We start from the raw sequence: 12464 nt of genomic DNA on the forward strand, positions 1-12464 counted from the left end.
CGCCTTAGCGAGTTTAAGTCGGGCTTTTGCACGACCTTTGCTACCTTTCTTGCAGCGTGATAAGGCTTTTTGTTTTCGGCGCAGATTGGCACTGGCTTTCTTCAAAAAGCGTGGATTCGGTTTTTTCGTGCCGTTTGAATCTATAGCAAGATGTGTTAAACCCATATCCAATCCGAGCACTTGAGCAGCATTCAGGCTTTGAATGGGCGCAGGAGCTTCTTGCCCATCGTCATGCAGTATTGAGGCATAGTATTCACCTGTCACGGTACGGGACAGGGTGATGCTTTTCAGTTTTCCTTCAATCTTACGATGAATACGCGCTCTGATGGGCTGCTTTAACTTCGGCACTTTAATCCAGTCATCACCACAATCAACGCTCATGCAATGATAGCTGGACTGTCTGCTGTGCTTGCGCTTGAACTTGGGATAACGAGAAGGCAGTTTGGGATCAAAGAAACGTTGAAAGGCTTTATCCAGATTGATACATGCCTGCTGGAGTGCAATCGAATCAAAATCTTTGAGCCAGTGATACTTACGTGACTTTTTTGCGACAGAAAGCAGAGGCTTTAGGTCTTTCTTGGCGTTGAGTTTAAGTCCGTGGCGTTTGTATTGTGAACTTATGACATGCAAAGCCTTGTTGTATGCAAAGCGCACAGAGCCGAACTGGCGGTTTAAAAATTCCGCCTGCTCAGGTGTTGGATAGATACGCACTTTAATGGCTTTGTTCATACTGTATATAATACCAGTTAATTGGTGTGATACAATCCATAACTGCGAGCAGTTATCCGCTTATATCCCCGCCCGATTGGGCGAGGGTTTACGCGGAAATTGCTAACTGCATTCACTTCTGCCAACTTAAAAACCTTGGTGACTTATGACTTTGCAAGTAATTAATCATCCGCTGGTGCAGCACAAACTCGGTTTGATGCGGGCGCAAGATATCAGTACCAAAGCGTTCCGCGAACTCGCCAATGAGCTGGGCAACTTACTCACTTATGAAGCAACCAAAGACCTCGAACTCGAAGACCAAACCATCGAAAGTTGGAGTGGCGAACAGATCGCGGTGAAGCAGATTAAAGGTAAGAAAATCACAGTCGTGCCGATTTTGCGCGCTGGTATGGGTATGCTCGACGGTGTTTTGCAGTTGATTCCGAGTGCCAAGGTTAGCGTGGTCGGTTTGTATCGTGACGAAGAAACCCTCGAGCCAGTGCCGTATTACGCTAAGTTTGCAAGTAACATGAGCGAACGTATGGCCTTGGTAATCGACCCCATGCTGGCGACGGGTGGCACCATGGTCGCTACACTGGATATGCTCAAAGAGCAGGGCTGTAGCGAAATTCGGGTGCTGGTGTTAGTGGCTGCTCCGGAAGGTGTAAAGCGTGTACTTGATGCTCATCCGGACGTGACCATTTTTGCTGCTGGGCATGATCAGTGCTTAAACGAACATGGTTATATTTTACCGGGTCTTGGCGACGCCGGTGACAAGATTTTCGGCACGAAATAAGTCGCTCGTCGAGGGCAAAATATTTATTCAATTGTGATACACTCGAGCGCTTATCGAGTTGTTCATTAAGGAATTGTTTGGCAATGGCTCAATACATCTACAGTATGCTGCGCGTGAGTAAAGTTGTTCCTCCGAAGCGCACAATTTTAAAAGATATTTCATTAAGTTTTTTCCCAGGTGCAAAAATTGGTGTGCTTGGTTTAAACGGTGCCGGTAAATCGACGTTACTACGCATTATGGCGGGTGTGGATACCGAGTTCGAAGGTGAAGCGCGGCCACAACCGGGTATCAAAATTGGTTACTTACCGCAGGAGCCGCAGCTCGATCCGAGCAAGACGGTGCGTGAAATCGTTGAAGAAGCGGTGGCTGACGTTAAAAATGCACTGACTGAGTTAGACGCGATTTACGCGGCTTATGCCGAAGAAGACGCAGATTTCGACGCCTTGGCCAAGCGCCAGGGTGAGCTTGAAGCAATTCTGCAAGCGAAAGAAGGGCACAACTTAGACAACGCCCTTGAGCGGGCAGCCGATGCACTGCGGTTACCACCGTGGGATGCAAAAATCGAGCACCTGTCGGGTGGTGAGCGGCGTCGCGTCGCAATTTGTCGCTTGTTGCTGGAAAAACCAGACATGTTGTTGCTCGACGAACCGACTAACCACCTTGACGCCGAGTCAGTCGCTTGGTTAGAGCGCTTCTTACATGATTACGAAGGCACTGTTGTGGCGATTACCCACGACCGCTACTTCTTAGACAACGTCGCGGGTTGGATTCTTGAGCTTGACCGTGGTTACGGTATTCCATGGGAAGGTAACTATTCGAGCTGGCTGGAACAGAAAGATGCCCGTTTGGCGCAAGAAGAGCGCACCGAAGCGGCTCGTCAGAAGTCGATTAAGAAAGAACTTGAGTGGGTGCGGCAGAATCCGAAAGGTCGTCAGGCGAAGAGCAAGGCTCGTTTGGCACGCTTTGAAGAGCTGCAGTCAGGTGATTACCAATCGCGGAATGAAACGAACGAGTTGTATATTCCTCCGGGACCACGCCTTGGCGATAAAGTATTAGACGTGAGTGGCTTGAAGAAGAGCTATGGCGACCGAGTACTCATTGACGATTTGAGCTTTAGCATGCCAAAAGGCGCGATTGTCGGCATTATCGGTCCGAACGGTGCGGGTAAGTCGACGTTGTTCCGGATGATTTCTGGTAAAGAACAGCCAGATGCGGGCACGATTGAAGTGGGTGATACCGTACATTTGGCGTCGGTTGATCAGTTCCGTGACGATATGGATCCGAAAAAGACCGTGTGGGAAGAAGTGTCTGACGGTTTAGACATTATTCGTATCGGTAGCTATGAAGTACCAAGTCGAGCGTATGTTGGCCGTTTTAACTTCCGTGGTAACGACCAGCAGAAACGAATTGGTGAGCTGTCGGGTGGTGAGCGCAACCGGGTGCATTTAGCCAAGCTATTAAAAGCCGGCGGCAACTTGTTGCTCCTTGACGAACCGACCAACGACCTTGACGTTGAAACTTTGCGGGCATTGGAAGAGGCCTTGTTGGAATTCCCGGGCGCGGCTATGGTGATTTCACACGACCGTTGGTTCCTTGACCGGATTGCTACGCATATTCTTGATTATCGCGACGAAGGGAAAGTGTCCTTCTTCGAAGGTAACTACACCGAATATGAAGAGTATATGAAGAAAACTTTTGGTGCCGATGCGATGGAACCTCATCGCGTGAAATATAAGAAAATCACAAAATAACTGGCGCTAAGAAAAAAGCCAGAACGTGATGTTCTGGCTTTTTTATTCAATTTATCGCAAGCAAGTTTTAAACAATAACGATTATATCCGAACACCATGAAGTGGGGGCGCGTATGTGGTGGCTAGCGGTATTGCTACTGGCAAACGAAAGTGACGATGCGATAGAGCACATAAAAATTAAGGGGCAGGCGACCGAACGGGTGGCTGAGGTGATGCCAGTGCAAGTGATCTCGCGAAACGAAATCGCGCGTTTGCAGGGCGGCGCAATTACACCATTGCTGCGGCAAATTGCTGGCGCCGATGTGATGACCACCGGCTTATTTGGCGGCCAAACCAGCATTATGATGCAAGGCGGTGCGAGTTCGCATGTGTTGGTGTTGATCGATGGCCAGCCGATTACCAGTCCGACGCTCGGTACAGCGTCGCTACAAAACCTCCATCCTGATGATATTGAACGGATTGAAATTACCCGCGGTGCGCGTGCTTCAACCTATGGTGGCAACAGCATGGCTGGGGTGATTCATATTTATACCCGGCAAGCGCAAGAAAACACCGCCAGTATACGTATTCGTCATGGTGCCTATAATTTCCGGGAAGCAGCTTTCACTGCCAGTCACCGTACTGAACGCTTTAACCAACAAGTGAACTTAGTTCGACGTTGGTATGAAGGCTACGACCTGACCACCGATACCGAGTTCGGTAACGAAGGGCTTGATGGCGCGCACGCGACCAACTTAACGTGGAATGCGAAGTGGCAGGTGAACGACAACAATCAGTTTTCGGCGCGTTTATTTGATATTAATTCGCGAGCGGAATATGACCAAGACTGCTTAGACCCAGATAGTTTTGAACGGGTTTATTGTTTGCCAGCGGTGCGCGTGAAGCAGCAGGGCTTACAAACACAATTGCAGCAAAAATTGCAATCGGGCGTGACCCAGACGTTTCAGTTTGGTCATTTTGAAGAGCGCTCGACAACCACCGATGGTGCCGAACTACCACAAACTTGGTTAGGCTATAGTGACGTGCTCGACACCGAGCGCCAGACCTTTAACTGGCAACGCCGAGTGCCGCTTGCAGGCGGTAATCAAGCCATTAGCTATGGCGTCGACTGGGATCGCGAACAAGCGTCCATGCAGCCAGAGAGCTACGGTAGCAAGTCGCGCCAAACCAATAGTGTTTTCTCCGATTATTTTTGGCGCTATCCAGATTGGCAGTTGAGCGCCGGCGGACGGCTGGCGCACAACTCTCAATATGGCAGTAAGCTTACCCACTCAGTGGACTTGTCGTTAATGCCTATTGAGCTGTGGAAGTTTGGGGTTAGCCATAGTAGTGGCTACCGCCCGCCGACCTTTAATGACTTGTATTGGCCCGGTTCTGGTAATCCAGACTTACGACCCGAAAGCTCGAATACCTTGTCAGCGTATGCGCGGCATTATATTCGGGCCGGTATGTTGGAAGCGTCGCTGTTTTATTCGGACTTTAGCAACCTGATTGTCTGGCATTCGCCCACTGAGGGTGGTTTATGGCAGCCGGCTAATATCGGCGGTGCGACTGCCCAAGGTTTAACCTTACGTTGGGAACATAACTGGCGGCAATGGCGTGTGCGTGCGCACGCAACGGTGCAGGACACTGAGGACAAAGCAACGGGTACCCGTTTGCTCAATCGCGCTCACAGCTTTGGCACCATCACGGTGAGCCAAGGCTTTGCTGACGGCGTGATGTCGCTCGATTTCGTGGCGCATGGTAGCCGTCGTGTGTCGATGCTCGATAATGGCCGCGAAGCTGGCACGTGGACGCTGAATGGGCGTTGGGAGCAGGCTTTCTCCCGCGAGTGGATGTTCTATTTAAGCCTCGACAACATTTTCGATAACGAGTACGAATTTCGACCTGGCTACAACGAGCCGCGTCGACAGTTCCGTATTGGCATTTCCTACCATTTCCGTGCTAAAGAAGGTATGATACAGCCTTAAATATTGACCCTACGCCGCATGCTGTCGGCATTATTTTTTGAGGAGTTCGCATGTCTGGTTCTGCAATGACTATCGCTGGATTTGATCCAGAATTATGGGCGGCTATGCAAGCCGAAGTTCAGCGTCAGGAAGAGCACATCGAGTTAATTGCTTCGGAAAATTATACCAGCCCACGCGTGCTGGAAGCACAAGGTTCGCAGCTCACCAACAAATATGCCGAAGGTTACCCAGGTAAGCGTTACTACGGCGGCTGTGAGTATGTCGATATTGCTGAGAATTTAGCGATTGAGCGCGCAAAAGAATTGTTTGGCGCGAAGTACGCAAACGTCCAGCCACATGCTGGCTCACAAGCCAACACCGCGGCGTTTATGGCACTGTGTAAAGCAGGTGACACGGTATTAGGCATGAGCTTGGCGCATGGCGGTCATTTAACGCACGGTTCGCACGTGAATTTCTCTGGTATCAACTACAATGCCGTGCAGTATGGTCTGAACGACGCAACTGGCGAAATCGATTATGACCAGGTGCGTCAGCTGGCGCATGAGCACAAGCCGAAGATGATCATCGCTGGTTTCTCGGCGTATTCAGGCATTGTTGACTGGCAGAAATTCCGTGAAATCGCTGACGAAGTCGGCGCTTATTTGTTGGTCGATATGGCTCACGTTGCTGGCCTTGTGGCTGCAGGTTTGTACCCAAACCCAGTGCCAATTGCCGACGTAGTCACCACAACCACACATAAAACCTTGGCTGGCCCGCGTTCAGGCTTAATCTTGTCTGGTAAAGACGACCCAGAGTTACACAAAAAGCTCAACAGTGCGGTATTCCCGGGCAACCAAGGTGGCCCATTAATGCACGTGATCGCAGCGAAAGCGGTGGCGTTCAAAGAAGCCTTGCAGCCGGAGTTTAAAGAGTACCAGAAGCAGGTGTTGAAGAACGCCAAAGCCATGGTGCGGGTGATGCAAGAGCGCGGCTATAGGATTGTTTCGAACGGCACTGAAAACCATTTGTTCTTGGTTGATTTAATCGACAAAGACATTACTGGTAAAGACGCCGATGCAGCGCTTGGACGTGCGTATATTACGGTGAATAAAAACTCGGTTCCGAATGATCCGCGGTCACCGTTTGTTACCTCTGGCTTACGCTTAGGAACGCCAGCGATTACCCGTCGTGGTTTCCAAGAAGCAGAAGCTGAGCAAGTGGCACATTGGATTTGTGACGTGCTAGATGCAGTTGCAGCTGGCGACAGCGAAGGCGTGGAAGCGCGCGTGCGTGACGAAGTTAAAGCGTTGTGTGCACGTTTCCCTGTTTACGCCTAAGCTAAACAGGTTAGGTTAACGGCTAGAGGGTTGCTATGCATTGTCCATTTTGTGACGAACAAGACACCAAAGTGATTGACTCACGCTTAGTCGCGGACGGTATGTCGGTGCGCCGGCGGCGTGAGTGCAATGCATGCAAAGAGCGTTTTACGACGTTCGAAAGTGCTGAATTAGTGATGCCGCGGGTGATTAAAAGCAATGGCGCCCGCGAACCCTTTAATGAAGATAAACTGCGTGCAGGCTTGCTGCGCTCGCTCGAGAAGCGGCCTGTAAGTCTCGAAGCCATGGAACAAACGATTAACCGAATTAAGTCGAAACTGCGGGCGACTGGTGAGCGTGAAGTGTCGAGCAAACTGATTGGTTCGTTGGTCATGGACCAATTGAAGCAGCTCGATAAAGTCGCCTACATTCGGTTCGCCTCGGTGTATCGCTCGTTTGAGGATATTCGTGAGTTCGGTGAGGAAATTGCGCGTTTAGATGACTAACATGCCGTTTACGCCAGCTGATCAATTCTTTATGCAATACGCCCTCGAGCTTGCCGCCCGAGGGCGTTTTACCACGCATCCGAATCCAAATGTTGGTTGTGTGATTGTCGCCGCTGAGCAGGTTGATTTGTCAGCCGGTCCGCAGCAGTGGCGAGACTGCATTGTTGGCGCCGGCTTTCATGAGCGCGCGGGCGGTCCTCACGCGGAAGTCTTTGCTTTGCGGGCAGCCGGTGACCGGGCGCGTGGCGCAACTGCCTATGTGACCCTAGAGCCGTGCAGTCATCATGGACGCACACCGCCTTGTGCAGAAGCACTGCTGAAGGCAGCGGTCGGCCGTGTCGTGGTGGCGATGCAGGACCCATTCCCGGCGGTTTCTGGTCGTGGCATTGAATTGCTGCGCAATGCTGGAATTCAGGTGGATGTAGGTCTTTTAAGTGATGAAGCGTTTGCTGTTTCTGCGGCGTTTTTTACCAAAGTGGCCAAGCAACGCCCATTCGTCCAGGTCAAGCTTGCCGCTTCCATGGACGGTAAAACCGCTTTGGCTTCCGGTGAAAGTAAGTGGATTACCAGTCCGCAGGCGCGTCGTGATGTGCAAGTTGGACGCGCTCAGGCGGGAGCGATTTTGTCTGGTGCAGGGACTGTATTAGCGGATGACCCGAGCCTGAATGTGCGGGTTGAAGAATTCCCTGCGGATGTTTTGTATTTTCAAGAGCAGCCGCAGGCTGAACAACTGCGTGGCAGCGAACATCTTGATCCGGCGTTGAAGAAATCGATGCAGGCCTTTGCGCCGCAAACTGGTGTTGCGCCGAAACATGTGCGCCAACCGTTACGGGTGATCATTGATCATCGTGGCGAAATTTCGCCACAGGCACGCATTTTTCAAGACCAAAACCCAGTTTGGATCGTACGTACTCAGGCGTTAGATGTGGCTTTACCAGCGCATGCGCAGGAAATCATCGTTGCCGCTGGCGCAGATGGCAAAGTGTCTTTGCCAGCGCTGCTAGAAAAGCTTGCAACAGCGAATATTCTGTCGGTTTGGGTCGAAAGCGGTGCGCGATTGGCAGGGGCTTTGTTAGATGCCAATTTAGTGGATGAACTGATTTTATATCAAGCACCGAAGTTTTTAGGCAGCGGCGCAAAAGAGTTATTAACCATGACTGGGCCAACTAAAATGGCTGCAGTGCAAGAATGGCAAGTTGTGGCTTGTCAGCAAGTGGGACCAGATTTAAAAATTACCATGCGCCCCGACGGCGCACTAGCTAAATGAGGGTGAAGTAGCATGTCGAGTTTGAATAGTACGGCCGAAATTATTGCCGATATGAAAGCGGGCAAGATGGTCATTCTCATGGATGATGAAGATCGCGAGAACGAAGGCGACCTGATTATGGCCGCCGAGTGCGTTACACCTGAAGCGATCAACTTTATGGCGCGTTATGGTCGTGGCCTGATTTGTTTGACGCTGACCGAAGAGCGTTGCCAACAGTTGCGTCTGCCGCTCATGGTTGGGCAAAACAATTCACCGTATGCGACCAATTTTACTGTATCGATTGAAGCGGCGCATGGCGTCACGACGGGTATTTCTGCCAGTGATCGGGCGAAAACCGTATTGGCTGCGGTTGCTGCCGATGCGAAACCAACCGACTTGGTTATGCCAGGGCATATTTTCCCCTTAAAAGCCCGCCAAGGCGGCGTTTTAAACCGCGCAGGGCATACGGAAGCGGGTTGTGATTTAGCGCGCATGGCAGGCTATGAGCCAGCCGCAGTGATTGTCGAAATTCTCAATGAAGACGGCACCATGGCGCGTCGTCCTGACCTCGAGAAGTTTGCTGCTGAACACGATTTAAAAATTGGCACAATTGCCGATTTAATTGAATACCGTTCCATGAAAGAGCACACAGTTGAGCGCGTGGCGCAATGTAAACTGCCTACTGCGTATGGTGAGTTCGATTTAGTCACCTACCAAGATACGGTCGATGGCCAAGTACACTTTGCGCTTGTCAGTGGCGAAGTGCAGGGCGACCAACCGACTTTAGTACGGGTGCATTTGCAAGACACCTTTAACGACTTATTAGCGACGGAGCGCGCGAGCCGCCGCAGTTGGCCGGTGTACCGTGCAATGCGGAAAATTGCCGAAGAAGGTGGTGTGTTTGTGATGTTGAGCAAACAACAAAGTCCACAAGACTTAATTGAGCAGGTCCGTTTCTTTGAGCAAGAAGATAAAGGCGAAGTGCAGCGTTCGGCGACGAAAAGCAAAGAGTCACGTAACGTCGGTGTCGGCTCGCAGATCTTGGCTGACCTCGGAGTGCACCAAATGCGCTTATTGAGTTCGCCACGGAAGTACTCAGCGCTGTCTGGTTTCGGCTTAGAAGTGGTCGAATTTATCGAAGACAAGTAAGGACTGGTGACTTATTCGCCAGTTAGGCGCAGTTTGCTTGAGTTAGGTTGAGTTTATGCCTGCTTTCAAGCATAATGCGCGGCGGTGACCCCATTGGTCCCCTCGCAACATGAACCAGCGAACCCGGTCAGGCCCGGAAGGGAGCAGCCGTAGTTGGGGTAATGTGTGCCGGGGTGTGGCTGGTGGGGTCATCACCTTTCTATCGTGTGAATTGTTATGTCACGCCGCTGCACACTCTCTTTAGCGATATCACACTGAAACAGAACGATAAAATCCTCTTTGCTTTAATTCCTCCTTGTTTGTCTGGACTGACCAGTGTTATGGTGCTGCCATTGACTATTTATTTGTGTGCGTGCGCGATTCGTTCGCCGAGCCGCAACTCAACGAGGAATCATTCATGTCTGAGCATGTCATTGTCACCGAAGCGAATAAAATCCTGACGGTACAACTTAATCGACCAGAAAAACGCAATGCATTAACCCAAGCCATGTACGCGACCATGACGCAAGCTTTGCAAGATGCGAATGCGCGTGATGATATTGCGGCGGTGGTTTTTTCTGGCGCGGGCGACTTATTCTGCGCGGGTAATGACCTCGGTGATTTTCTGCGTCACGGTGAGCTCAAGCCAGACTCGCCAGTGTTTCAATTTTTACAGACGATTTCGACCGTTGATGTAACGGTTGTTGCTGCTGTGCAAGGCGCTGCAGTTGGCATTGGAACCACCTTGTTGCTGCATTGTGATTTGGTGTATGCCGCCGAAGGCACCAAGTTTGTGATGCCATTTGTGGATATGGGCTTGGTACCAGAAGCCGCTTCAAGTCAATTACTGCCAGCTTTGTGTGGGCACTTGAAGGCTGCGGAGTTGTTACTGTTGGCCGAGACGATCGACGCGCAGAAAGCTTATGAATTCAATATGGTGAATCAGGTTGTGCCGGCATCAGAGCTAGCAGCAACCATCGCAGACGTTAGTGCGCGATTAGCAGCGAAGCCAGTGCGGTCGTTGCGTTTAAGCAAAAAACTTATGAAAGTTCAGCCGGAAGCCGTACCAGCACGCATTCAGCGCGAGTTAAAATATTTTCTGACGGTTTTGGCTAGTGCAGAAACTCAGCAAATTATTGCGGCGAAAGCACAGCGTAAATAGCCTGTGGGTTTTCACCTAAGCTGGATAAATAGAAAAAGGCAGTTCCAATTGGAACTGCCTTTTTAATGAGGTGTACGGATAACCGTGATTAACTTTCTGCTTAAGACTCTGCTTTAGCTGCTGCAGCTTTGGCGCCTTCGAATAGAGGCAGGATGAGGTCTAAGGCGCTTTGGTTGGCACCTTGTTCCAAGGTCATTTGGTTATTCTGCAGTGGCGTTACGCGCTCGCCCCATTTAATCAGACCTGCGCCACAAGTTAAGCCGCCACCGAAGACTGCCGAAATAATCGAGTCACCCGGTTTCACCATGCCGGTTTCGAGCGCTTCGGTATAGGCAATGGGTAGGGTTGCCGAAGAGGTGTTACCATATTTTTGGATATTCACCATGGTTTTCTCTTCTGGGACTTTACACATCTTCGCTAAGAAATCGATGAGGCGTTTATTCGCTTGGTGCGGAATAAGTACGTCGATATCGTCAACACTCAAGCCAGTTTCTTGGAACACGGCTTCAACGGCTGCGCTCATGCCTTTCACGGCGCGCTTGAAGATTTCCTGACCAATAAAGTTGAACGGCATAACGCCATCAAAGTTATACCGGTCGAAACTCATGCCAAAGTCGAGCGACAAGACGTCACGCGCATCGGCATCACAACTGACTTTTGATGCTAATAAACCAGCGTGGTTGTCGGAGGCTTCAAGAACCATGGCACCGGCACCGTCACCGAACAACACGGCGCTTTCGCGCTTGGTCCAGTCGAGGATCCGGGTGAGACGTTCGGCACCAATAATCAGTACTTTTTTGTGCATACCCATGCGAATGCTCGATGTGGCAAAGTGCATGGCATAGAAAAAACTACTGCAGGCGGCGTTTAAGTCGAATGCGGCGGCATTTTTTGCGCCAATTTCTTGTTGCACTTTCGACGCCACATTGGGAATGATTTCGTCGGCAGTACAGGTACCGACGATGATTAAATCGATTTCTAACGGGTCGAGATCAGCAGCAGCCAGCGCATTACGCGCCGCTACAGTAGCTAGGGCCGAGGTGCCTACTGCACTCACACGCCGCTCTTCAATCCCGGTTCGTGTACGAATCCATTCATCGGAGGTATCTAAAAATGTCGCCAGGTCGTTATTGGTCATAACTGCTGGTGGTACACATTTACCCCAACCGGTGATTTCTGCAAATTTCATGAACACTACCTTCATTACTTTTGCGCTGATTTAACTGTGCAGCGCGTGACTCTTCAGGAACAATCGTATACCTTTATTGCCCATAAGAAAACGAACGAATAGAAAAAAGGACAACTCGAATGCGCCGACTGCTCGCTGTTTGTTTCTCTGGTTTGCTATTGGCCGGTTGTGCCACTTCTCCGCAAATGCCGGAAACCGTCCAAATCAATCTACCCTTGCGGTTATCCTCACCGACACAACATTTACCGTTAATTCAATTGCAGGTGCAAGATCAGCGTGGGCAAAGCCATGTATTGCGTGTGGAACATAATCAAGATCATGCAGAGTTTGCCACGACCAACGTCCCTCTGGCTACTCTGATCAGTGAGGAACTGGCGAAACATTGGCGAATTTCGAGCCAATCTCCGTTGCAATTGACGCTATATATTGAAGATGCACTCATTCGAGTGCAGCACGTTAATCAAGAATATCAAACAAGCCAAACCATCCGCCTGCGCTTACAGGGGCAGCACCGCAATCATACCATTACGCGGCGATACCAAACTGTCATTACGGGAGCGCCGCTGCGGACCGCTGATTACGAACGTTGGCAACGAAGTTTTAATCAAGGTTTAACGGACACGATTCAGCAACTACTGGATGATCCAGAACTGCAACAATGGCTGCGCCAACAGTCACAGTAGCGACTGTTTAGCGACTTTGTTTAGCGACAC

General features: G+C 50.5%; 11 protein-coding genes and 1 other RNA gene. 10 read left to right on the top strand and 2 right to left on the bottom strand.

What is annotated here, in order from left to right; all coding sequences use genetic code 11:
- Positions 1-729, bottom strand: a 729-nt coding sequence (locus CWE06_RS00005; protein ID WP_133306998.1) for an RNA-guided endonuclease InsQ/TnpB family protein, incomplete at its 3' end; no start/stop codon positions are given.
- 145 nt (positions 730-874) lie between these two features.
- Between CWE06_RS00005 and upp the strand changes: the two genes are divergently transcribed.
- The 9 genes from upp to CWE06_RS00050 all read left to right on the top strand — a co-directional run bounded on the left by upp (position 875) and on the right by CWE06_RS00050 (position 10562).
- Positions 875-1504 (top strand): uracil phosphoribosyltransferase, encoded by a 630-nt coding sequence (gene upp / locus CWE06_RS00010; protein ID WP_126790276.1) that lies wholly within the window; start codon positions 875-877, stop codon positions 1502-1504.
- 83 nt (positions 1505-1587) lie between these two features.
- Positions 1588-3255 (top strand): energy-dependent translational throttle protein EttA, encoded by a 1668-nt coding sequence (gene ettA, locus CWE06_RS00015; RefSeq protein WP_126790277.1) that lies wholly within the window; start codon positions 1588-1590, stop codon positions 3253-3255.
- Positions 3256-3368: 113 nt separating this feature from the next.
- Entirely contained in the window at positions 3369-5225 is a 1857-nt protein-coding gene (locus CWE06_RS00020) for a TonB-dependent receptor plug domain-containing protein (RefSeq protein ID WP_126790278.1), read from the top strand.
- Positions 5226-5275: 50 nt separating this feature from the next.
- Complete coding sequence (gene glyA / locus CWE06_RS00025; protein ID WP_126790279.1) at positions 5276-6541, top strand: serine hydroxymethyltransferase; 1266 nt, start codon at positions 5276-5278, stop codon at positions 6539-6541.
- A 35-nt stretch (positions 6542-6576) separates the two neighbouring features.
- On the top strand, positions 6577-7026 hold the full coding sequence (gene nrdR, locus CWE06_RS00030) for a transcriptional regulator NrdR (protein ID WP_126790280.1): 450 nt from the start codon (positions 6577-6579) through the stop codon (positions 7024-7026).
- Positions 7019-8293 carry a bifunctional diaminohydroxyphosphoribosylaminopyrimidine deaminase/5-amino-6-(5-phosphoribosylamino)uracil reductase RibD gene (gene ribD / locus CWE06_RS00035; protein WP_198679000.1) on the top strand — a complete coding sequence of 425 codons (1275 nt, stop codon included), beginning with the start codon at positions 7019-7021 and terminating at the stop codon, positions 8291-8293. Before nrdR ends, ribD begins: the two co-directional genes overlap by 8 nt.
- Positions 8294-8305: 12 nt before the next feature.
- On the top strand, positions 8306-9421 hold the full coding sequence (ribBA, locus tag CWE06_RS00040; protein WP_126790281.1) for a bifunctional 3,4-dihydroxy-2-butanone-4-phosphate synthase/GTP cyclohydrolase II: 1116 nt from the start codon (positions 8306-8308) through the stop codon (positions 9419-9421).
- A 91-nt stretch (positions 9422-9512) separates the two neighbouring features.
- An RNA gene (gene ffs, locus CWE06_RS00045) (signal recognition particle sRNA small type) lies at positions 9513-9609 on the top strand.
- Positions 9610-9818: 209 nt separating this feature from the next.
- A complete protein-coding gene (locus CWE06_RS00050) occupies positions 9819-10562 on the top strand; it encodes an enoyl-CoA hydratase-related protein (RefSeq protein ID WP_126790282.1) in 744 nt (247 codons plus the stop codon).
- A 100-nt stretch (positions 10563-10662) separates the two neighbouring features.
- Here the strand turns inward: CWE06_RS00050 and CWE06_RS00055 are convergent, their stop codons facing one another.
- The gene (locus CWE06_RS00055; RefSeq protein ID WP_126790283.1) at positions 10663-11751 is read right to left on the bottom strand and encodes a ketoacyl-ACP synthase III; all 1089 of its coding nucleotides are present in this window, start codon (positions 11749-11751) and stop codon (positions 10663-10665) included.
- A gap of 119 nt (positions 11752-11870) precedes the next feature.
- On the opposite strand from CWE06_RS00055, the gene CWE06_RS00060 reads away from it, so the two are divergent.
- Positions 11871-12434: a YajG family lipoprotein gene (locus CWE06_RS00060; protein WP_126790284.1), complete on the top strand. Its 564-nt coding sequence runs from the start codon at positions 11871-11873 to the stop codon at positions 12432-12434.
- Positions 12435-12464: the final 30 nt, after the last annotated feature.

This window comes from Aliidiomarina haloalkalitolerans (genome assembly GCF_003987315.1).
GTDB lineage: Bacteria > Pseudomonadota > Gammaproteobacteria > Enterobacterales > Alteromonadaceae > Aliidiomarina > Aliidiomarina haloalkalitolerans.